Origin of the sequence: Nonomuraea sp. NEAU-A123, assembly GCF_018603905.1 — a bacterium.
Classification (GTDB): domain Bacteria; phylum Actinomycetota; class Actinomycetes; order Streptosporangiales; family Streptosporangiaceae; genus Nonomuraea.
This window is the reverse complement of the sequence record NZ_JAHFZZ010000041.1, coordinates 1-22,204: the sequence shown is the minus strand read 5'-3', so window position 1 is coordinate 22,204 and position 22,204 is coordinate 1. Positions and strand designations below refer to the sequence as shown.

The following is a 22,204-nucleotide window of genomic DNA, read 5'->3' as shown; positions in this document are numbered from 1 at the left end:
GAGAATACTCAGGTCAGTGGGACGTGCGGGCCTGGATGAAGGCGTCGACCGCGCGGTCCACGTCCTCGGCCGAGTGGGCCGCCGACAGCTGGACCCGGATCCGGGCCTGGCCGTGCGGCACGACCGGGTATGAGAACCCGATCACGTACACGCCGAGCTCCAGCAGCCGCTCGGCCATCGCCCCGGCCTCGGCGGCGTCGCCGATCATCACGGGCGTGATCGGATGGTCGCCGGGCAGGATGTCGAACCCGGCCTCGGTCATCTTGGCGCGGAACCGGGCGGTGTTCGCGCGCAGTTGCTCACGGGCCTCGCTGGAGGTCTCCAGCAGGTCGAGGATGCGCAGCGAGGCCGCGGCGATGACCGGGGCGAGCGAGTTGGAGAAGAGGTACGGGCGGGAGCGCTGGCGCAGCAGCTCGCAGATCTCCTTGCGCGCCGCGACGTAGCCGCCGCTGGCCCCGCCGAGCGCCTTGCCCAGGGTGCCGGTGATGATGTCCACCCGGTCGGTGACGCCGTGCAGCTCGGGCGTGCCGCGTCCGGTCGGCCCGACGAACCCGACCGCGTGGGAGTCGTCGACCATGACCATCGCGTCGTAGCGTTCGGCCAGGTCGCAGATGTCGGCCAGGGGCGCCAAGTAGCCGTCCATGGAGAACACGCCGTCGGTCACCACCAGCCGCCGCCGCGCGTCGGACGCCTCCTTCAGCCTGGCCTCCAGCTCGGCCATGTCGCGGTTGGCGTAGCGGTAGCGGCGGGCCTTCGACAGGCGGATGCCGTCGATGATGCTCGCGTGGTTGAGGGCGTCGGAGATCACCGCGTCCTGCGCGTCGAGCAGCGTCTCGAAGACGCCGCCGTTCGCGTCGAAGCACGAGCTGTAAAGGACGGAGTCCTCCTGGCCGAGGAAGTCCGAAAGGCGGGCTTCGAGCTCCTTGTGCACTTCCTGAGTGCCGCAGATGAACCGTACCGAGGCCATCCCGAAGCCCCAGCGGTCGAGCGCCTCCTTGGCGGCGGCGACCACCTCGGGGTTGTCGGCCAGGCCGAGGTAGTTGTTCGCGCAGAAGTTCAGCACCTCTCGCCCGGCCACGCTCACCTGCGAGCTCTGCGGCGTGGTGATCACGCGCTCGGGCTTGTGCAGCCCCGCCTCGGTGATCTCGTCGAGCGTCGCACGCAGCTGATCGCGTACGTTCGTGAACATCAAACGCTCCAATCCAGGATGACCTTGCCCGTGCGGCCGCTGGCCGCCGTGTCGAAGGCGGCGTCGAAATCGCGGTACGAGTAGCGGTCGGTGATCACCGGGGACAGGTCGAGGCCCTTCTCCAGCAGCACCGACATGTTGTACCAGGTCTCGTACATCTCGCGGCCGTAGATGCCCTTGATGGTGAGCATCGAGGTCACCACCGTGGCCCAGTCGATGGCGAACTCCTCGGCGGGCAGCCCGAGCATCGCGATCTTCCCGCCGTGCGTCATGTTCGCGATCATGTCGCGGACGGCCCGCGGGTTCCCGGACATCTCCAGCCCGACGTCGAAGCCCTCGCGCATGCCGAGCCGCGTGATGCCGTCGGCGATCGAGGTCTGCGAGACGTTCAGGGCCAGGGAGACGCCGAGCTTGCCGGCCAGGTTCAGCCGTTCCTCGCTGACGTCGGTGATCACCACGTTGCGCGCGCCCACGTGCGTGGCCACCGCCGCCGCCATCAGCCCGATCGGGCCCGCGCCCGTGATCAGCACGTCCTCGCCGACCAGGGGGAACGACAGTGCGGTGTGTACGGCGTTGCCGAACGGGTCGAAGATGGCCGCCACGTCGGGATGGACCGGCACCCGGTGCACCCAGACGTTGGAGGCGGGCAGCGTGAGGTATTCGGCGAAGGCGCCGTCCCTGTTCACGCCGAGCCCGATGGTGTTGCGGCACAGATGGCGGCGTCCGGCCATGCAGTTGCGGCACTTGCCGCAGACGATGTGCCCCTCGCCGCTCACCAGGTCGCCGACGGAGATGTCCTCGACGCCGGGCGCGACCTCGACCACGTGCCCGGAGAACTCATGCCCCACGATCAGCGGAAGCTTCAGAGTATGCCGCGCCCAATCGTCATATTTCCGGATGTGGAGGTCGGTGCCGCAGATGCCGGTACGCAGCACCCGGATCAGCACCTCGCCCGGACCAGGTGTGGGCTCCGGCACGTCAGCCAGCCGCAATCCAGGCTCGGCTCGCTCCTTGACCAGCGCTTTCATGGTTCCATTTCTCCCTCTGCCCCGAACCTAACGCACTGTGCCCGCTCTCTTAGGGACGTGTCCATCGAAGGATTCTTAAGTGCCCCCGCAGCTTCCCTTCACGCCACTCGTACGGCGTGCCCGATGTCGCAGCTTTCGCGCTGGTTATTTGCATAAACGAGCGCTAGCCTCGCTTGGGTGGAAGACCTGCGCATCGGAATCATCGGTCTCGGACTCCGCGCCAACCTGGCACGCTACGCGCACCAGCCGGGTCAGGGCTCGGTCGTGGCCGCGCTCTGCGACTCCGACCCGGCGGTGCTCAAGAGCCGGGGGAAGAGGTTCGGCGCGGAGTTCCTGACCGAGGACTACCACCGGCTGCTCGACCGCCGCGACCTCGACGCGGTCATCGTCCTGACGCCCGACGACACGCACGAGCGCGTCGCCATCGACTGCCTGGAGGCCGGCAAGGCCGTCTACCTGGAGAAGCCGCTGGCCATCACCGTGGAGGGCTGCGACAACATCCTGCGCGCCGCGCGGCGGACCGGGACCCGGCTGTACGTGGGGCACAACATGCGGCACATGGGCGTGGTCCGGCTGATGCGCGACATCATTCAGCAGGGCGTCATCGGCGAGCCGAAGACGATCTGGGTGCGCCACTTCGTGTCCTACGGCGGCGACTACTACTTCAAGGACTGGCACGCCGACCGCACCCGGACCACCGGCCTGCTCCTGCAGAAGGCCGCGCACGACCTCGACGTGATCCACTGGCTCGCCGGCGGCTACACGACCAGGGTGACCGCCCTCGGCGACCTCATGCTCTACGGCGACCTGCCGCGCCGCGAGCCGGGCACGCCCAGACCGGAGGGCTGGCTACGCGAGTACGACTGGCCGCCGGCCAGCCGCGGTGACCTCAACCACGTCGTCGACGTCGAAGACGTGTCGGTGATGAACATGCGCCTCGACAACGGCGTCATCGCCGCCTACCAGCAGTGCCACTTCACCCCCGACTACGTGCGCAACTACACGGTGATCGGCACCGAGGGCCGGCTGGAGAACTTCGGCGACGGCCCCGGCGACACGGTCAAGGTCTGGAACACCGGCCCGTCGGGCTACCGGAGCGACGGCGACATCGCGTACCGGGTGCCCGACGCCACCGGCTCGCACGGCGGCGCCGACACGAACATCATGCGAGAGTTCTGCGGCTTCGTCCGGGACGGCGGCATCACCGACACATCCCCAGTGGCCGCGCGGATGAGCGTCGCCGCCGGCTACATGGCCACGATGTCGCTACGCGACGGCGGCATGCCGTACGACGTCCCGCCGATCGACCCGGAACTGGCGGCGTACTTCGATCGTGGACAGCTGGAATCCTGACGTGTGTGCGTCGGTGATGTCCAGGGCTCCGTCGTGGCGGGCATCTGGGCGCGCGTCGCCGAGGGCCTGGTCGCCAACTGCACGCTGATCGACACCACGGACGCGCCGCTGTCGCACTGACCACACGGGGTAGGCGGTGCTGTTGTCGCTGTCCATGCCGTCGAGGCTATGTATGACCAGCCTCAACAGGTGGACCTGTCACTCCAAGGTGCAGGTTGGGGCTCCTGGCTTGGAAATGCCGTTCTAACTGTGCAACACTGTTGCACAGTTAGAACATGGTTGGTCGAGGAAGACATCAACACAATGAGATCAACGCGGCCTTCAAGAGGCTGCGCAAGATCCAGACATTGACCGTGGTCGAGGACCACAACGGGCATCGCTGGGGGTGTGTCCAGTGCTCATGCGGAGCCGCGCCCTTCAAGGTGTGGTCGACGCCACGTAATCCGGGAAACCATGCCAAGAGCATTCTCGAATGGGCTCACGAGCATGCTGAGTGCGGCACGAGAGAGGAGGGCTCATGAACACCTGGAACTTCCGCGTCATGCTCAACCGGGCGCCCAGTGACGAAGAGACGGACACCCTCTACGAGGCGGGTCTGGACGACTGCGCTGTGGCAGGGGACCCGGATGGCGGCGTCTACCTCATGTGCGAGCGCGAAGGGGAGAGTCTCCTGGAGGCGATCGCTTCCGTGCTCATCCAGATCAGTTCGGTCGACAAGCTGTGGGCCGTCGGAGTGGGGCAAGGTGACGCGGTGACGCTCGGCGACGCGGCCCGGCGTCACGGTGGCCGCACGCAGGCCAGCTTTCGGCAACTGGCGAACGGGCAGCGCGGGCCCGGCGGCTTCCCCGAGCCGCTGATCGAGGCTGACAACATCAGCCTCTACTCCTGGGCGGAGATTTCCGAGTGGCTGCGGACCAAAATGGGCGACAACGTTCCAGAGGCAAACCGGGACGTCACCCTGGCCGACGCGGCGGTCAAGCTGGCCTGCCGGGCCAATATCGTGCACCGGGCGTCTCAGGTGCGGGATCTGTTCGAAGCGGCCTGCCGTCCCACCCTCGTCGAAGCCAAGGTCGAGGCCACAGTCACCCAAGGGGAGGCGAAAGTGCCCGCCACGTGATCGCGGCGGGCACCGGCCGGATCAGCGCTCCTGGTGCTCCTTCTCCAGGTCGGGGAAGGCCTCCGACGGGTCCTGCACGCCCTGGGTGAGCTGGCGAGGCCCGTTGGGGCTGTCGTGGTCCTGGGCGTCGGCCACGGCCTCCGCCGCCGCCTCCGAGGCCCTGGCGACCTCCTCGTCCGCCGCCGAGTTCTCCGGCATCTCGTCCCGCGTCGCCGCCGACCTGGGCAGTGCTTCGGTGAACGCCTTCGACACGCCCTGCAGCGCCGAGGTGACCTCGCTGGGGATCACCCAGAACGTGTTGCCGGGGCTCGCCGCGAGCTGCGGCAGCATCTGCAGATACTGGTAGGCGAGCAGTTGGGGGTCGGGGTCGTTGCGGTGGACCGCCTGGAAGACCTGGTCGATGGCCCGCGACTGGCCCTCGGCCTGCAGGATGGCGGCGGTGCGCTGGCCTTCTGCGCGCAGGATGCTGCTCTGCTTGTCGCCTTCGGCGGTGAGGATCTGCGACTGGCGCTGGCCCTCGGCGTTGAGGATCGCCGCCCGCTTGTCCCGCTCGGCCCGCATCTGCTTCTCCATCGCGTCCTTGATGGTCTTCGGCGGGTCGATCGCCTTGACCTCCACGCGGTTGACGCGGATGCCCCACTTGCCGGTGGCCTCGTCGAGCACGCCGCGTAGCTGGCTGTTGATGCTGTCACGGGAGGTGAGCGTCTTCTCCAGGTCCATGGCGCCGATGACGTTACGCATGGTGGTGACGGTGAGCTGCTCTATCGCCTGGAGGTAGTTGGCGATCTCGTAGGCCGCCGCCCGGGGATCGGTGACCTGGAAGTAGAGGACGTTGTCGATCTCGACGACCAGGTTGTCCTCGGTGATGACCGGCTGCGGGCGGAAGGTCACGACCTGCTCGCGCAGGTCGATCATCGGGTAGACACGGTCGATGTACGGGATGACGAAGTTGAGTCCCGGCTTCAGCGTACGGTTGTAGCGGCCGAGGCGCTCGACGTTGCGGGCGCGTGCCTGGGGCACGATCCGCACGGCCTTGAGCACCGTGAACACCGCGAACAGTATGACGAACAGTCCGACCAGCAACAGCGGGTCCATGGTCACTCCCGGGGATATACGAGGGCTGTGGCGCCCTCGATCTCTATGACATCGACGGTCGCCCCCGTGGGGATTACCAGGGTCTCGTCATAGGCGCGCGCGGACCACTCCTCGCCGCCGATGCGTACCCTGCCCTCGCGTCCGGTGACCTCCGACACGACGTACGCCTGCCTGCCGACCAGCGCCTCCACGCCGAAGCGCTGCAGTTGCGGCTGCCGTAGATGACGCATGGCGACCGGCCGGATCACGATCAGACCGGCTGTGGAAGACAGGGCGAAGACCAGCAGCTGCAGGGGAACGGGCAGACCGATGGCGGCGGTCGCGGCAGTGAGGAGGGCGGCCGCGCCGAGCAGACCGAGCGCTGCGGTGACGGTGAAGATCTCCGCCACGCCTAGGACGACTGCCAGGATTATCCAGATGATCCATTCATCCATGTTCCGGCCCTCCTGATGGCATAACGGGCCTGGGTACTCGGCTGGTTCCCCCCTCCTACCGTAATGCCGGAATCATTGCTGTGGCAGGGGCGCGGGGCGGTAGAAGGCGCTGCCCTGCCGCCACTTCTCCCACGGCAGTTGCCAGAACCCCCAGCCGTTGTCCCATCGGAGTGGGCGGGCGGTGCCGGTGATCGTCACCGGGTCGCCGCGCAGCGAGTTGGCGAAGAACCAGGCCGCCTGGTCGGGGCGGGCGTTGACGCAGCCGTGGCTGACGTTCGCGTGGCCCTGGGCCCACACGTTGTTCTTGGCGTGGACGTATTCGCCGCTGTTGGAGATGCGCACGGCATGGTCGATCAGGACGTCGTAGTAGCCGGGCTCGCCCTTGACGCGGCCCGGCGAGATCATGCGGACCGGGTTGCCCTTGTCCATGGTCAGGTGGATGCCGCTGGTCGTGGTGTATTCGGGAGTGGTGGCCATGCCCGCGCTGATGGCCATGCGCTGCGCGATCCGGTCGCCGCGCCTGACGATCATCTGGTGGGTCCGGGTGTCGATCGAGCTGGACTGCTCGCGGCCCACGGTGAAGGCGAACGTGCGGTCGGTCACGCCGTAGACGCCCGGCGCCATGCGCACCCCGGTCAGGTGGGCCGTGACCGTGATCTGCTGTTCAGGCGTCCAGAAGTCGCGGGTGCGGTAGATCACCCGGGTGTCGCCGACCCAGCGCCACGCGCCCTCGGTGGCGGGTTTGACCTCCAGCGCCCGCTCCACGGCCGCCTTGTCGTGCACCGGGGTGTCGAAGTCGAGGATGATCGGCATGCCGACGCCGACGGTCTCTCCGGGCAGCGGGGTGACGGAGGCGACCTGGAACGTATGGCCGACGGCGCGGGTGCGGAAGCGGCCCATGGCCACCGTCGACGGGGCGCCTGGACGCGCCGCGGTGGCGGTCACCGTGTATTCGGACCCGGGGGCCAGCGTCCAGGAGGAGCGCCAGGTCGTACGGGAGGCGTCGAGCGTGCCCGGCACCGGTGCGCCGGCCACGAAGGCGAGCACCTGGCTGAGCTTGCCGCCCTGCGCCTTGACGACCAGGCCCTGATCCGTACGGGCGCGCAGCGCGTCGAAGGCCGGGGAGACCTGTACGACGGGCGGCGCGGGCGCCGGCCGCTCGGCGGTTACCGAGCCGCAGCCCGCGGTGAGGAGGAGGGCCACGAGAAGAATGGCCGCGGCGCGCCGCATGTCAATCCTGCTTTCCGGGAAGGGGGTACCCAGGTTAGCGGAGAGTCATGGAATGAGCACGCTAGGTCATCTATCGGATTGTTCCGGAAACCTCCCCCAAGGTGCGGCCGCCGGCCGTGGCTCTGATCGTCACGGTGTCGCCATCCTCCAGGAATGTCCTGGTCTCTCCGCCGGAGAGCTTGATCGGATCGGTGCCGTTCCAGGTCAGCTCGATGAGCGAGCCCCGCTCCTCGCGCTGCTCGCCGGAGATCGTGCCGCTCGCGAACAGGTCGCCGGTCCGCAGGGCGGCGCCGTTGGCCGTCATGTGGGCGAGCATCTGGTCCGGTGTCCAGTACATACCGGAGTACGGCGGACGGGACACGACCTCGCCGTTGAGCGACACCTCGACGGCGACGTCCAGTCCCCAGTCGCCGTGCCTGCGCAGGTAGTCGAGCGGCTCGGGATCCTGCGCGCGGCCGGGGATCCGGGGCAGCGCCTCCAGCGGCGTGATCCACGGCGAGATCGAGGTGGCGAACGACTTGCCCAGGAACGGCCCGAGCGGCACGTACTCCCATGCCTGGATGTCGCGCGCGCTCCAGTCGTTGACCAGCGTCACCCCGAACACGTGGTCCTCGAAGGCCCCGGCGGGCGTGCCGAGCTCGGACGGCACGCCGATCACGAAGCCCAGCTCGGCTTCGAGGTCGAGCTTGGCGGACGGCCCGAACCGCCCGGCCCCGAGCTGGCCGTGCGGCCGGGTGATCGGCGTCCCGGACGGCACGACCGTGCCCGCCCGGCCGTGGTAGCCGACGGGCAGGTGCCGCCAGTTGGGCAGCAGCCCCTCGGTGCCGGGCCGGAACATCCGGCCGAGGTTGGTGGCGTGCTCCAGCGAGCAGTAGAAGTCGACGTAGTCGGCCACCTCGAACGGCATGTGCAGCCGCACCTGGTCCAGCGGGACCAGATGCGGCTCGGTGATCGCGAGGTCGGAGGTGAGCTTGTTGGCGATCAGCGTTCTCGTGTCGTGCCAGGCGGTGCGCCCCCTGGCCATGAAGGGGTTCAGGGTGGGTGCGGCGAAGACCTCGTCGTGCAGCGCGGCGGCCAGGTCGAGGACCCGGTCGCCGTAGCGCACGCCCACCCGTGGCGCCTCGCCGCGCCGGGAGAACACCCCGTAGGGCAGATTGTCGGCACCCCAGGTCACGCGTCCTCCTCGATCAGTCCCAGCACGCGTAGATCGTCCAGTGGTGCGCCGGTGTTGCACGAGCCGTAGCTCACCAGCAGCGCCCTGGCCCGTTTCGCCGTCTCCTCGGACACGGCGCGGGCCAGTCGTACGAGGTGGCTCACATCCGTGGTGCGCAGCACGGGCACGGGGTCGCGCTGCTCCACGGCCTCACAGACGGCGAGCAGCAGGTTGAGGAAGCCGTGCCGGTCGACGCCGAGCGTGGGGTCGAAATGACGTACGGCGTGGTGCAGCCCGGCGGTGGCCTTGAACGGTATGTCGTGCTCCGCGCAGAACCGGATGAACGCCGCGAGATGCTCGGCCGGCGGGAAATCCTCGGCGGTCGAGCCGCCGCAGCGCACCTTGAGCGCGGCGCCCTCGGGCCTGTCGGCGACGTACTTCCCGGCGGGCACCTCGACGAACAGCCGCACGCCCGGCGGGAGGCCGCCTTCGGGCAGCAGGGCGAGGGCGTCCACGCGGATCTCGACCGAGTCCACGGGCAGATCGTCGAACGGCGGGATCTCCGGCGTGTCCACGATCAGCCCGATCCGGCGCGGCGGTGCGTCCTCGCGGCGCAGCCCGTCGAGGCGGCTGGCGGGGCAGAGGAAGCGGTGGGTCAGCACCTGGGAGGCCCGCTCCTGGTCGCGCTGGTGGCGGGCCAGCGCCTCCGACATGTGCAGGGAGGTCGGCGGGAACAGGCCCGCGTCGTCGATCAGTGCGATGTAGAGGTTCATCGGGCCCAGGTCCAGGCGTAGCCGGGGTCCTCGCAGGTCAGAGCGGCCTGGCCGAGGTCGAGCGGGCGGAAGGTGTCGATCATCACGGCCATCTCGCTGGTGGTCGTGATGCCGCGGCTGACCGCGTCGATGACCGCCTCCACCGCCCCGGGCTGCGGACCGTGCGTGAAGCCGGCCGGATGCAGCGAGATCGAGCCGACGTCGATGCCGGAGCCCTGGCGGGCCGAGTAGTCGCCGCCCACGTAGAACATGAACTCGTCGGAGTCGACGTTGTGATGGTTGTAGGGGATCGGCACAGACTCGGGGTGGAAGTCCAGCGGGCGCGGGCAGAACGAGCAGACCACGAACCCCGGCCCCTCGAACGTCTGGTGGACCGGCGGCGGCGCGTGCGTCTTCTTCACGATCGGCTCGAAGTCATTGATGTTGAACGCGAACGGGTACAGGTAGCCGTCCCAGCCGACCACGTCGAACGGGTGGTTGCGATAGACCAGCCTGGTCAGCCCGCCCCGGGTGCGGACCAGCACCGGGACCTCCTCGCCCTCGACGACGAGCGGCTCGGCCGGGCCGCGCAGGTCACGCTCGCAGTAGGGGGCGTGCTCCAGGAACTGCCCGTACTGGGACAGGTAGCGCTTGGGCGGCCTGATGTGCCCGGACGCCTCGATGGCCAGCACGTTGACCCGGCCGTCGGGCACCCACCGGTGGATCGTGCCGGTCGGGATGACGATGTAGTCGCCCGCGCCGGCCTCGATGACGCCGTACGTCGACTCGAAGCGGGCCCGGCCCGCCTGGACGTACACGCACTCGTCGCCCATGGAGTTGCGGTAGAGCTCGCTGGGCCGGTCGCTGGTGGCGTACGACAACCGGACGTCGGCATTGCCCGCCAGTTGCATCCGCCCCGCCACCAGGTCGCCCGCGCTGCTGAGGTCCTGGGTGCGGAAGTGGCGCGGCGACAGCGGCAGGTTCGGGTCAAGGCGGAGGTCCGCCGGCGGCGTGACGGCCTCGGCCTTGACGATCGCGGTCGGCAGGTAACGGTGGTAGAGCAGCGAAGAGTCCGACGAGAAGCCTTCCTCGCCCATCAGCTCCTCGGCGTAGAGGCCGCCGTCGGGCCGCCTGAACTGGGTGTGCCGCTTGCGGGGCACCTCGCCCACGACGCGGTAGTAAGGCATCGTCGCCTCCCGAGCGTCCGTTTATCGGACATCTGTGTCCTCTATCTGCAACCACCGTCCGCCATGGGGCGGGCGATGTCAACCCAGCGCGCCGGCCAGCTCGACGGCGGCCTCGACCACGCGCAGCCCGGCCGACTCGTCGAGCGGCCCGAACGTCACCACGCCGACCGACGCCTCCAGCCACGGCAGCCCGGCCACGGGCGCGGCGATGCCGCGCGCGCCCTCCTGCAACTGCCCCTCTGTCACGAGATAGTCGGCCCGTCCCTCGCGCAGCGCCAGGATCGCCTGCCCGGCGGCGCCCAGCAGCAGGGAGTGACGCGACCCCTCCCGGTAGGCCACGTGCATGTTCGTCCACGACGGCTCGACCACCGCCACGGCCAGCCCGTCGTCGCCCTCCGCGACGGTCAGGTGCGCGGTCGCGCCGACGTCCTCAGCCAGCCGCCGCAGCGTCGGCAGCGCCGCCGCCCGAAGCAGCGGTTGTACGGCCTGAGCCAGCACGAGCACCCCGAACCCGAGATGCACCCGCCCCTCGGCGTCCCGGCGCACGAACCCCTCGCTGAGCAGCGTGGTCACCAGCCGGTACACCACCGGCCGCGACAGCGACAGCTCGGCGCTCAGCTCGGTGGGCGTCCGCCCGCCCTTGCCGTCGGCGAGCAGTCTCAGCAGGCGGAGCCCGCGTTCCAGGGTCTGGGCGGATTCAGCGGCCATGAGCCGATTATCTACGCGTGAGCCAGGAGTAACGCTGCGCGGTGCCGGGGTACGTATCGGGGAGACAGACCGGGGGGCGAAATGCGGCTGGCGTGGGGATTGGTTGTTGGCGGGTTGGGTTTGTGTGCATTGGTTCCCGCACTGCCTTCGGAGGTCACGCGGACCGTGGCCGTGTCGCGCGACCTGCCCGTCCTGCACGTGGATCCCCCGACCAAGCGGCTCGTCGAGACCGTCTTCTACGTCACGCAGGGCATCGAGGTGGATGATCACCTGATGCCGTTCGAGGACGACCTCACCATCCGTCCTGCCGCTCTCGCCCCGGGCGTGACCTTGGACGCCGCGGGTCGGCTGCACGGCATGCCCCAGCGTCCCGGCACCTTCGCCGCGCCCGTCCGGCTCTGCCGTGGCCAGGACTGCGTCGATCAGCAGATCACGATCGTCGTGCTGCGGAACATGCCCTGGCAGCCGAGCGCGCTGGCCTTCCCCGGCAAGGTGGGCAACCGTTACGACGAGCAGATCACGATCGAGGGCGGGCCCACGGGCGTGCCACCCACGTTCTCCTTGACCGACCACGGCAAGCTGCCGGAAGGCGTCACGATCGGCCCCGACGGCCACATCGGCGGCATCCCGGAGGCCGCCGGGGTGTCCGAGGTGCCCGTCCGCATCTGCCTGGCGGGCAACTGCGCGGGCGTGGTGGTGACGCTGATCGTCATCTGACGGTAGTGCCAGCCTGACCAGGCATTCGGGGGACGGCGGGCCTGATCCGGAGGGGTCGCGCGGCGCACACTGGCCGGGAAGCGATCACCCTGGAGGCCCGTCATGACCATGCTCAAGCCCCGCTCGGCGCCGAACCCCACCGAGCCGCCCCCCACCGTGCAGGCCGCCGCCACGCTGTGGCTGGTCGCGGTCGCGGCAGGGGTGTTCGAGACCGTCCTGGTCGTCGGCGACCTGCTGTCCACGGGGACGGCCTCGGCCGGCGAGCTGCTGTCCGGCGTCGGGATCCGGCTCGCTGTCTTCGTCACGGCCGTCTTCCTGGCGCTGCGCCTGAGGCAGGGCAGGAACTGGGCCCGCTGGACGCTGGCGGTGACGCTGGGCGTGTTCGGCACGCTCTCGCTCGTCATGGAGCCCATCCAATGGCTGATGGACGGCCATTCCCTCGCCGAGGCATTCGCCGGGGCCGACGCGATGGGCCTGATGTTCGCCGGCAGCCGGGTGCTGCACGTGCTGGCCGTGCTCGGCGCCGTGGCGCTGATGTTCCAGCCGAGGGCCAACGCGTACTTCCGCTCGGCCCGGCGCGACCTGGCCCAGGGTGACTCAGCCCGGCACGCTCTCGGCGACCGGAACGGGCGCGCGTAGGTTGCGCACTCCGGGAGACAGCAGCGCGGCGAGCGTGGACAGCACGACGAGGGCGGCGCAGCCCAGCAGCGCCGCCCGCGTGCCGACCAGGTTCGCCACCGGCCCGGCCAGCATGAGCCCGATCGGGCCGAACATCATCGAGCCCAGCGCGTCGTACGAGCTGACCCGCGACAGCGACTCCGGCGGGATCTCGCGCTGCATGGTCGTCTGCCACAGCACGCCGAACACGTCGAAGCAGACGCCCAGTACGAACGCGCCCGCCACGATCGCCCACAGTGGCGCGCCGCCGCCCAGCAGCACGTACGGCAGGGCGGACGGCAGGCAGAGCAGCGTCCCGACCAGGATGGGCCGGCTGGGCCGGACGCGCAGCGAGACGATCACCCCCACGATCGTGCCCACCGCCTCACCGGCCAGGAACGCCGACCAGGCCGCGGGCCCGCCCAGACTCTCCTTGGCCAGCAGCGGCCCGAGCACGCCGTGACCCGCCTGGAGCGCCATCACGAGCACGGAGAACTGCGCGACCACCACCCAGATCCACTGCCGGGACCTGAACTCGTGCCACCCGTCACGCAGGTCGGCCAGCACCGAATGCTTGGCCGCCGCGTCCCGCCGGCCGGGCGTGAGCCGCAGCGCCGCGATCAGCGCCCCGGCCACCGCGAACATCAGCCCGCTCACGGCCAGCGCCCACCCGGCCCCGAACAGCACGACCGTGCCGCCGCCCAGCACCGCGCCCGCCACCCGCGAGCTGTTGGCGCCCAGGCCGAGCAGCGCGTTGCCGGCCTGCAGCCGGTCGGCGGGCACGACCTCGGGGATGATGCCGGTCAGCGCGGGGAACAGCATCGCCATCGCCACTCCGCTGGCCGCCGCGGCGGCCGCCATCGCGGGCAGCGGGGTCCAGCCCGTCAGCATCATCGTGGCCAGGGCGAAGAAGGCCAGCGCGCTGAGTAACTCGCTGACCATCATCACCCTGTACCTGGGGAACCGGTCCGCGATCACCCCGCCGACCAGCATGAACACCACCATCGGCAGCGCCTCGGCGGTGAGCACCACCGAGAGCGTGGTGGCGTCCGCGCCGGGCAGGGCGAGGATGCCGAAGGCGAGCGCCACGGGAGCGAAGGCGCTGCCCAGCACCGACATGGTCCTGGTGGTCAACAGCAGCGTGAACCGCCGATCTCGGAGCAGGCCGAGATCGTGAAGATAGCCGTGCACTTGGTGGCCCCCTAATCGCCCAAACGCTCACTATTGTGCGGGTTCGTGGTATCGCTGTCGTCCGGATATCTCGCTGCTTGTCACGCCGTTGACAAGACCGAAAGGGGAATGTGCCGGCGTTTGGCAAGAATCGAGGCTCCTTCTGCCGTAATTTTCTAGGTTCCTGTAGTCGGCGAGGGGACCCGGGCATGCCCGAGGCACTGATCCAGCGCGTGGCGCGATGGGCGCGGGAGATCCCGGACGCGCCCGCCTACACGTTCGTCGACTACCTGGGCGACGGGTCCCGCGAGACGCTGACCTGGGCTCGGGCCGACCTCAAAGCGCGGGCGCTGGCCGTACGGCTGCGCGAGGTCGCGGGGCCCGGCGAACGGGTGGCGATCCTGGCTCCCCAGGGGCTCGCGTACGTGGTGGCGGTGCTCGGCACCTTCTACGCCGGGGTCGTGGCGGTGCCGCTGTTCGCGCCCGACCTGCCGGGGCACGCTGACCGGCTGGCCCGCGCCTACTCTGACGCCGATCCGGTCGCTGTGCTCACGACCACGGCCGCGCTGCCCGGCGTGCGGGACTTCGCCGCAGGGGCCGCGGTGGTCACCGTCGACACGGTCTCCGACCTGCTCGCCGACGAGTGGGCGGCCGTACGGGTCGAGCCGGGCGATCTCGCGTACCTGCAGTACACCTCCGGCTCCACCCGGGCGCCCGCCGGTGTGGAGATCACGCACGGCAACCTGGCGGCCAACGCCGCGCAGTTGTGGGAGCTGTTCCGGGCCGAGCCGCGTACCTCGGTCGCGGCGCTCTGGCTGCCGCTCTTCCACGACATGGGGCTGGTCGCGACGGTCGCGCTGCCGATGGTGGCGGGCAACCAGGTGGCGTTCATGGATCCGGTGGCGTTCGTCATGCATCCGGTGCGCTGGCTGCGGCTGCTCAGCGAGTTCGACGACGTCTATACCGGGGGGCCCAACTTCGCGTTCGAGTACACGGCGGCCAGGGTCGGCGCGGCCGACAAAGAGGGGCTGGACCTGTCCGGGGTGCGGGTCATGCTGAACGGCGCGGAGCCGGTACGGCCCGGCACCGTCGAGGCGTTCAACGCCGCGTTCGGCGGGTGCGGGCTGCGGCCGGAGGCGCACACCCCGGCGTACGGGCTGGCCGAGGCCACGGTCTTCGTCGCCGGCATGGGGCCCGATGAGGCCGTCGTGGCCACGGCCTTCGACCGCGACGCGCTCCGCGACGGCCGCGCCGTGCCGTACGACGGCGGGTTCGGGGACCTCACCACGCTGGTGTCGTGCGGGCGGGCAGGAGGTCAGCGGGTGCGCGTCGTCGGCGAGCGCGGCCGGGCACTGCCGGACGGGCACGTGGGGGAGGTCTGGGTCCAGGGCCCGAACGTGGCGCGCGCCTACTGGCGCGATCCCCTGCGCACGGCCGAGGTGTTCGGCGCGGTGCTGGACGGCGAGGACGGCACCTGGCTGCGGACGGGCGACCTCGGGGTCGTGTACGACGGGCTGCTCTACATCACCGGCCGGATCAAGGACCTGATCATCGTCGACGGGCGCAACCACTATCCCCAGGACATCGAGGTCACCGTCCAGGAGGCGCACCGGGCCGTACGCCGCGACCACGTGGCGGCCTTCTCCGTGCCGGGAGAAGAGACCGAGCGGCTCGTGGTGGTGGCCGAGCGGTCGCGTGGGGGTGCGGAGGCCGATCCGGCCGAGGTGGCGGCCCAGGTACGGGCAGCGGTCCGGAAATTTCATGATTTATCCGTGCACGACTTCGTGCTGACGGGCACCGGCGGCGTACCCAGGACGACCAGCGGCAAGATCGCCCGGCGGGCCTGCCTGCGGGCGTACCTGGAGGGCGCCCTTGTTTGAGTCGGCGGGGCGCCTGATCTACGGCGGCAGGTGGACGCTGCTGGTGCTGAGCCTGGTGGCGGCCATCCTGGCCGCGCCCTTCGGGCTGCAGCTGTTCGGCCGGATGGCCGACGGTGGCTTCGCGGACCCGGCCGCCGACTCGACCACCGCCGCCGGCTGGAACGACGCCTGGTACAGCGGCAACACCCCCGACGTCGTCGTCCTCTACCGGCACCCGCAGGTCAAGGTGCGCGACGCGCGCTTCAAGAAGGCCGTGCACGACTCGCTGCGCGCCCTGCCCGCCCAGTACGTCCGCAAGCTGGCCACGTACTGGACCACCGGCTCCAAGGAGCTGATGTCCACCGACGAGCACGCCACCTACGCCCTGATCACCCTGAAAGGCGCCAAGCAGCAGGCGTACGCCGCCATCAAGGACCGGCTGCCCGTCGCGAACCTCCAGGTCCAGGTCGGCGGCTCGGTGCCGCTGCTGAAGGAGCTCAACGACCAGACGGCGGCCGACCTGGCGCGCGCCGAGGCGATCTCCATGCCGGTGCTGCTGGTCATGCTCGTGGTGGTGTTCGGCAGCCTGGTGGCCGCCGGGCTGCCGCTGCTCGTCGGGCTGCTCGCCGTACTCGGCGCGCTCGTGCTGCTCAGGCTGCTGACCGAGGTGACGGAGGTCTCGGTCTTCGCGCTGAACGTCGTCACCATGCTCGGGCTCGGGCTGGCCATCGACTATTCGCTCTTCGTGCTGACCGCCTTCCGCGAGCAGATCAGCTCCGGCCTCCCGACCCGTGAGGCCGTGGTGCGCACCATGGCGACGGCCGGCCGTACCGTCGCCTTCTCCGGCTTGACCGTGGCGACCTCGCTGCTGGGACTGCTGCTGTTCCCGCAGATGTTCCTGCGCTCGATCGGGCTGGGCGCGGCGGCCGTGGTGCTGGTGGCCATGGTGTCCGCGCTGGTCGTCCTGCCCGCCGCGCTCGCCGTCCTGGGTCCCCGCGTGGACGCCATCCGCCTCACCCCCCGCTTCGGCGCGGCCCGCGCGGGCGCCGGGGTCTGGCACGCGATCGCCTCCAGTGTGCTGAAACGGCCCGTGCTCTACCTGGTCGCCGTCACGTCCGTGCTCCTCGCGCTGGCCGGGCCGTTCGCCCACGTACGGTTCGGCAACGTGGACCACCGGGTCCTGCCCGCCACCGCCGAGAGCCGCCGCGTCGCCGAGACCGTCGACCGCGACTTCGCCAAGAACTCGATGGCCACGATCGACGTCCACGTCCTCATCGAACGCTCCTTCACCACCCGTCCCGCCGCCCCCGGCCCCCTCGGCCAGGGCTACTCCCCGATCAGCGCCGTCACCCCGATCGACCCCACCGACGCCAAACCCCTCGCCGACCGCCTGCGCGAGCTGCCCGGGGTCACGGGCGTCGACCTCGCCGGCCTCTCCCAGCCCAACGGCGCGGTACGCCTGGCGGTCCGCTACTCCTCCGACCCCATGTCGGACGCGGCCCAGCACCTGGTGACGCTCATCAGATCGATGGCCCCGGAGCCGAACGTCCGCCAGATCGTCGTAGGCGGCCCGACGGCCGCCCAGATGGACCTCATGTCCAGCCTGCTCGGCCGGCTGCCGTGGATGGCGCTGGTGGTCGGCGGGGTGACGTTCCTGCTCCTGTTCGCCGCCTTCGGCTCCGTCGTCCTGCCGGTCAAGGCCCTGCTCATGAACGTCCTCTCGATCGGGGCCTCGTTCGGCGTGATCGTCTGGGCCTTCCAGGACGGTCACCTGGCGCCGTGGCTGCACTTCACGTCCACGGGGACCATCGAGGCCACGGTGACGGTGCTGATCCTGGCGGTGGTGTTCGGGCTGTCGATGGACTATGAGCTGTTCCTGCTGTCGAGGGTGCGGGCGGAGTGGCTGCGGACCGGCGACAACACGGCGGCGGTGGCGACGGGCTTGCAGCGGACCGGGGGCGTCATCACCAGCGCGGCGCTGCTGTTGCTGGTGGTGATCGGGGCCTTCTCGACGGCCGGGATCACGATCGTGAAGCTGCTCGGGGTGGGGATGTTCGTGGCGATCGTGGTGGATGCCACGCTCGTGCGGGCGCTGCTGGTGCCGGCGACGATGCGGTTGCTGGGTGGGGTGAACTGGTGGCTGCCGGGGGTGTTGCGGGGGGTTCATCGGCGGATCGAGCTCCGTGAATCTTCGCCGCCGGAGGAGCAGCGCCCTGGGACAGCGCTCAGCCTCCGCCCCGGGAACGACCCCGCTCCCGTCACACCGCTCCACGCCTCGCGCCCGGTCAGAAAGCGGCCCTACAGCACCGCCGCCGACAACCCGGACGCTTTCCGCTCCGGGACGCAGCGGCCCACCTGGGAGAAGGTCACCGCCGGTCGTACCAGGGTCGTCAGGGCGAACCCCGACGGACCCGGCTGGACCTGGGCGGAGGTGGACACGTGACCCTGGCCTTGGCCCCCGCCCGCTCCCGGCTGCTCCTGACGGTCGTCGGCTTGGCTGGGTTTGTGACGACGCTGGACAACACCGTGGTCACCGTCGCCCTGCCCAGCATCCAGCGCGATCTCCACACCCGCCTGAGCGCGCTCGAATGGGTCGCGACCGGATACATCCTGACGTTCGCCGGCCTCATGATCGCCGGTGGCCGCCTGGCCGACGTGTACGGGCGGCGCAAGGTGCTGCTCGCCGGACTCACCGTCTTCACCGGGGCGTCGCTCGCTGCCGGGCTGGCCACGTCGATCGAGCCGCTGGTCGCCGCGCGGCTGGCTCAGGGGGCCGGGGCGGCGCTCATCCTGCCCGCGACGCTGGCCGTACTGGCGGGCTGGGCGGATCGCTCGCTGGGGGTGGCCGTCTGGATGGCGTCCGGCGCCGGTGCACTGGCGCTGGGGCCGGTGGTCGGCGGGTACCTGAGCCAGTACGCCCACTGGAGCTGGGTCTTCCTGATCAACGTGCCCATGGGGGCGGCCGTCATCGCACTGGCCGCCGTCGCGATACCGGAAACGCACTCCGGACAGCGGCGCACGGTGGACGTGCCCGGGTCGCTGGCGTCGGTGGTGTTCCTGGCTTGCGGGACGTTCGCGCTGATCCACGGAGGCGAGTACGGCTGGGCGTCGCCGCCCGTCCTGCTCGCGGTGGCCGGATGCGCGGGCGGGGGAGTGCTGTTCCTGGTCGTGGAGCGTCGGGCGCGGGAGCCGATGGTGGAGCTGGGGCTGTTCGCGGTCAGGAGTTTCGCGGGTGGGGTGCTGGCTCAGGTGCTGTGGGGGCTCGGGGTCAATGGGGTGTTTTTCTACACCGCGCTGTTCCTGCAGGGGGTGCTCGGGTTCACGCCGACGGCCTCTGGGGTGGCGTTCGTGCCGTTGGCGTTGCTGGTCGTGGTCGTCACGCCGCTGGTGCCGATGGTCGAGCGGTGGCTGGGGAGCGGGAGGACGGTCGCCTGCGGGCTGGTGCTGGTGGCGGGTGGGATGGTCGTGGCGGCGTTCCTGGAGGCGGGGGACGGGTGGGAGCGGTTGGGGCCCGCCGTCTGCGCGATCGGGGTGGGATCGGCGTTGACCATGCCGCTGGGGTCGGCTGTGCTGGGGGCGGTGCCGGAGTCTCGGGCCGGGGTGGCGGGTGGGATCTTCTCCGTAAGTCGTGAGATTTCCGGCCTGTTGGGGATTTCGGCTATTGGGGTGATCGTGCACGAGGCCGGGAGCTTTTCTCAGGGGTACGCACTCGGGTTACTGGTGGCGGCGGCCCTCGTCCTCCTGGGCGCATTGATCGCCTTGCTGGCACTGCCGTGAGGGTCGCGGTGCTGGCATTGGGATCGCGGGGAGACATTCAGCCGTGCGTGGCGCTGGCTCGGGAGTTCGGCGCGCGCGGGCACGAGGTCACGCTCGTGGCGCCGGAACGCTACCAACACCTGGCGGCCGGGCGCTGTGAGCCCCCGGGAGGCGTTGGCGGGCGGTTCGCGGCGCTGACGGCGGATCCGGTCGCGATCGTGGAGAGCGAGGAAGGACAGGCGTGGTTGCGGAGCGGGCCGTTGGGGTTCGTGCGAGGCCTCAGAGCCGTCGTCGAGCCCCTCGCCTCGACTGTCCTCGCCGAGGTGGACGCTGCCTGCGCCAACGCCGAACTGGTCCTCGCGCCCGCCCTCGGCTCCTTCGGCAGGCACCTGCACGAGAGGTACGGCATGGCGTACGGGATCCTGCAGTTCCAGCCCAGCGAGCCGACCGGCGAGTTCCCGAACCCGCTGATCCCGCGCCGGACCCTGGGCAGGATCGGCAACCGGGCCAGCTATGCCGTGGTCGAACGGCTCGGCTGGCTGATGCTGGGCCCCATGGTGAACCGGCTGCGCGGGCAGGTGCTCGGGCTGCGGCCGTTGCGGGGCAGCCCGTTCGCGGCCGACCGGCGGGATCGGGTGCCGGTGCTGTGCGGGGTCAGCCCGCTGGTGGTGCCCAGGCCGCCCGACTGGCCCGACTATGTGCACCTCACCGGCTACTGGCGCCTTCCACTCGAGCCGGACAGCTCGCTCCCCTCCGACCTCGCCGGCTTCCTGGACGATGGGCCGCCCCCCGTGTACGTCGGTTTCGGGAGCATGGTGCCGGACGAGCCGGAGGCGGTCGCCGAGCAGGTGGTCGCGGCATTGCGGCTGGCCGGGATGCGGGCGGTGGTCCAGGGGTTGCCCGTGGCGGCATCGGCGGACGTCTGCCCGGCGGGGGAGGTGGCGCATGAGGTGCTGTTCCCGAGGATGGCCGCCGTCGTGCACCACGGTGGGGCGGGGACCACGGCGGCGGGGCTGGCGGCCGGCGTGCCCAATGTCGTCTGCCCTTTCTTCTCCGACCAGCCGTTCTGGGGGCGGAGGGTGGCGGCGTTGGGGGCGGGGCCGCCGCCGTTGCCGATCAGGGCGCTGAGCGGGCGGTCATTGGCCGCGCGGCTGCAAGCCATACCGGAATATCACGAAAAAGCGGCGCAACTCGGGAAACTACTAAAGGTTGAACGCGGGGTGAAGAACGCCGTTGATCTCATTGAAGGTTACTGATCATCAAGATATTGTGCGATGTGTCCACGATCACCCCTTGGAGTAAGGCGCCATGCGACTGAGGAAGATTTTCGTCATCGGATTGGCACTCTCACTGTTAGGCATAGGCGTTCCAGCCTGGTCGGAGGACGATCCGCGTAGCTGTAACGACCTGATGTCCGGTGACACGCCGGCCTACGTCGTCTGCCGCTGGATGGCCACGCCGGAAGAGGCGGTCGACATCGCCAACTTCTGGCTCGCGAACGACGGCGAGCACCTGCAAGAGGCGGGCCCGCTGGCCCCGATCACCGTCGACTGCACCGAAGCCGGCAACGAGTGCGCCAGCGACTCCGAGGGCGACGGCGAGCTGCACGACGTCGACTCGCCCGATGTCGAGGGCGCCGAGGACGGCGGCTCGCCCGAGTGCCAGTCCGGCGAAGAGTGCTTCGTCAACCCCGAGGGCCTGTCGGCGGCCGAGATCCAGGCCGCCGAGAAGACCGCCGGTGGCCAGGCCGTCAAGGCCGCCGCCGCGGCCGGGATGCGCGTCTGGATCGACACCGAGCTGGCCGACGACTGGAAGTCGGGCAAGCTCGCCGAGGCGGCCAAGAAGGTCGCCGCGGTCGCGGCGCAGCAGGGGGCCGTGGGGATCAGGTTCAGCTCGCAGCTCGGGTTCAACAAGACGTTCGAGACGGCTGACGAGATGGACAAGTTCGTCACGGAGGCCACGACCACGCTCCGCAACCTCGCGCCGGGCAAGAAGCTGGCCGTGCACACGGTGGTGCCGCTGCTCGGCTGTGGCGCCAACGACGCGTGCAAGACCGAGATGACCAAGAAGTACCCGCTGCTCGACCCCGAGCGGATCGGCGCCTGGCTCACCAAGGGCCTGGTCGACCAGCTCGCCCTGGACGGCGGGCACCTGGCGACGGAGTACGCCACCTGGAAGATCGACGCCACCGAGGCCCAGCGCAACCAGTGGATCCAGGTCAGGGCGCGCGCGTGGGACGCGTACGGTCAGATCGCCGCGGAAGACGCCGGCTTCGCCACCGTGGGCTCGCCGCAGCTCACCACCGAGCAGGCGGCCAAGTCGATCACCGACCGCATCGCCGCGCCGCTTCAGGCCGACGCCGCCGAGACGGTCAACCTCTGGTCCCGCTGGCAGAATGACCAGGGGCAGGTCAGCAGGTTGTACGGGGAGAAGTGGGCGGAGAACGCCACCTGGGAGCAGCTCAAGAAGCTGACCTCGATCCGTCCCCGGCTGGCCACGATCTACGACCCGTCGGCGCCGGAAGTCGACACGGACACGGACCTCAAGAAGCTGTCCGAGGTGTTCGGCCAGGTGTATCTGCACACCGCCTGACATACGGCGGCGTTCACCGACATGAGAAAAGGCGCGTCTTCGGCTCTGCCGGAGGCGCGCTTCTGTCGTTATTTCCGATACACAGATTGAATGCGTAGAGTCTTAGCCTCGTGACGGATCGCTTTTGGTGCGGTACGACCGAGGTATGCGGTACGGGCAAAGGGGTGGGTACACGCCTGCGGAGCAGGAGCGGCGGGAGTGTGTACG

The 22,204-nt window shown here is 70.0% G+C and carries 19 protein-coding genes; 9 read left to right on the top strand and 10 right to left on the bottom strand.

Features of this window, described 5'->3' with window-relative positions:
* Positions 1–13: 13 nt before the first annotated feature.
* Positions 14–1,189 (bottom strand): glycine C-acetyltransferase, encoded by a 1,176-nt coding sequence (locus KLK06_RS56845; RefSeq protein ID WP_214644242.1) that lies wholly within the window; start codon positions 1,187–1,189, stop codon positions 14–16.
* Positions 1,189–2,217, bottom strand: coding sequence for an L-threonine 3-dehydrogenase (gene tdh, locus KLK06_RS56840; protein WP_214644241.1), 1,029 nt, complete (start codon positions 2,215–2,217; stop codon positions 1,189–1,191). Before tdh ends, KLK06_RS56845 begins: the two co-directional genes overlap by 1 nt.
* Before the next feature lie 177 nt (positions 2,218–2,394).
* On the opposite strand from tdh, the gene KLK06_RS56835 reads away from it, so the two are divergent.
* Together KLK06_RS56835 and KLK06_RS56830 are read left to right on the top strand one after the other, a co-directional pair.
* Complete coding sequence (locus KLK06_RS56835) at positions 2,395–3,570, top strand: Gfo/Idh/MocA family protein (protein WP_214644240.1); 1,176 nt, start codon at positions 2,395–2,397, stop codon at positions 3,568–3,570.
* A gap of 517 nt (positions 3,571–4,087) precedes the next feature.
* Positions 4,088–4,687: a hypothetical protein gene (locus KLK06_RS56830; RefSeq protein WP_214644239.1), complete on the top strand. Its 600-nt coding sequence runs from the start codon at positions 4,088–4,090 to the stop codon at positions 4,685–4,687.
* 21 nt (positions 4,688–4,708) lie between these two features.
* Here KLK06_RS56830 and KLK06_RS56825 read toward each other — a convergent pair whose 3' ends face one another.
* The 7 genes from KLK06_RS56825 to KLK06_RS56795 all read right to left on the bottom strand — a co-directional run bounded on the left by KLK06_RS56825 (position 4,709) and on the right by KLK06_RS56795 (position 11,246).
* Positions 4,709–5,782 carry an SPFH domain-containing protein gene (locus tag KLK06_RS56825; protein WP_214644238.1) on the bottom strand — a complete coding sequence of 358 codons (1,074 nt, stop codon included), beginning with the start codon at positions 5,780–5,782 and terminating at the stop codon, positions 4,709–4,711.
* A gap of 2 nt (positions 5,783–5,784) precedes the next feature.
* Positions 5,785–6,216, bottom strand: a complete 432-nt coding sequence (locus KLK06_RS56820; RefSeq protein ID WP_214644237.1) for an NfeD family protein — start codon at positions 6,214–6,216, stop codon at positions 5,785–5,787.
* 72 nt (positions 6,217–6,288) lie between these two features.
* Positions 6,289–7,446 carry an Ig-like domain-containing protein gene (locus KLK06_RS56815; RefSeq protein ID WP_214644236.1) on the bottom strand — a complete coding sequence of 386 codons (1,158 nt, stop codon included), beginning with the start codon at positions 7,444–7,446 and terminating at the stop codon, positions 6,289–6,291.
* Between the two features lie 70 nt (positions 7,447–7,516).
* The gene (gene fahA, locus KLK06_RS56810) at positions 7,517–8,620 is read right to left on the bottom strand and encodes a fumarylacetoacetase (protein ID WP_214644235.1); all 1,104 of its coding nucleotides are present in this window, start codon (positions 8,618–8,620) and stop codon (positions 7,517–7,519) included.
* Positions 8,617–9,372: a hypothetical protein gene (locus KLK06_RS56805; RefSeq protein ID WP_214644234.1), complete on the bottom strand. Its 756-nt coding sequence runs from the start codon at positions 9,370–9,372 to the stop codon at positions 8,617–8,619. Before KLK06_RS56805 ends, fahA begins: the two co-directional genes overlap by 4 nt.
* On the bottom strand, positions 9,369–10,538 hold the full coding sequence (locus KLK06_RS56800; RefSeq protein ID WP_214644233.1) for a homogentisate 1,2-dioxygenase: 1,170 nt from the start codon (positions 10,536–10,538) through the stop codon (positions 9,369–9,371). Before KLK06_RS56800 ends, KLK06_RS56805 begins: the two co-directional genes overlap by 4 nt.
* Before the next feature lie 78 nt (positions 10,539–10,616).
* Positions 10,617–11,246 (bottom strand): IclR family transcriptional regulator, encoded by a 630-nt coding sequence (locus KLK06_RS56795; protein WP_214644232.1) that lies wholly within the window; start codon positions 11,244–11,246, stop codon positions 10,617–10,619.
* 165 nt (positions 11,247–11,411) lie between these two features.
* Between KLK06_RS56795 and KLK06_RS56790 the strand changes: the two genes are divergently transcribed.
* Both KLK06_RS56790 and KLK06_RS56785 read left to right on the top strand, forming a co-directional pair.
* A complete protein-coding gene (locus KLK06_RS56790) occupies positions 11,412–11,963 on the top strand; it encodes a hypothetical protein (protein ID WP_214644231.1) in 552 nt (183 codons plus the stop codon).
* Between the two features lie 102 nt (positions 11,964–12,065).
* Entirely contained in the window at positions 12,066–12,602 is a 537-nt protein-coding gene (locus KLK06_RS56785) for a hypothetical protein (protein WP_214644230.1), read from the top strand.
* On the opposite strand, the gene KLK06_RS56780 is transcribed toward KLK06_RS56785, so the two are convergent.
* Positions 12,561–13,811, bottom strand: coding sequence for an MFS transporter (locus KLK06_RS56780; protein ID WP_214644229.1), 1,251 nt, complete (start codon positions 13,809–13,811; stop codon positions 12,561–12,563). The two genes, KLK06_RS56785 and KLK06_RS56780, sit on opposite strands and share 42 nt — an antisense overlap.
* Before the next feature lie 188 nt (positions 13,812–13,999).
* Between KLK06_RS56780 and KLK06_RS56775 the strand changes: the two genes are divergently transcribed.
* The 5 genes from KLK06_RS56775 (at position 14,000) to KLK06_RS56755 (ending at position 21,997) form a co-directional block, all read left to right on the top strand.
* Positions 14,000–15,670: a fatty acyl-AMP ligase gene (locus KLK06_RS56775; protein WP_214644228.1), complete on the top strand. Its 1,671-nt coding sequence runs from the start codon at positions 14,000–14,002 to the stop codon at positions 15,668–15,670.
* Complete coding sequence (locus KLK06_RS56770; RefSeq protein WP_214644227.1) at positions 15,663–18,092, top strand: MMPL family transporter; 2,430 nt, start codon at positions 15,663–15,665, stop codon at positions 18,090–18,092. Before KLK06_RS56775 ends, KLK06_RS56770 begins: the two co-directional genes overlap by 8 nt.
* Complete coding sequence (locus KLK06_RS56765) at positions 18,089–19,426, top strand: MFS transporter (protein WP_214644226.1); 1,338 nt, start codon at positions 18,089–18,091, stop codon at positions 19,424–19,426. Before KLK06_RS56770 ends, KLK06_RS56765 begins: the two co-directional genes overlap by 4 nt.
* Positions 19,423–20,661, top strand: a complete 1,239-nt coding sequence (locus tag KLK06_RS56760) for a glycosyltransferase (protein WP_214644225.1) — start codon at positions 19,423–19,425, stop codon at positions 20,659–20,661. Before KLK06_RS56765 ends, KLK06_RS56760 begins: the two co-directional genes overlap by 4 nt.
* 154 nt (positions 20,662–20,815) lie before the next feature.
* A complete protein-coding gene (locus tag KLK06_RS56755; protein ID WP_214644224.1) occupies positions 20,816–21,997 on the top strand; it encodes a hypothetical protein in 1,182 nt (393 codons plus the stop codon).
* The last annotated feature ends 207 nt before the right edge of the window (positions 21,998–22,204 follow it).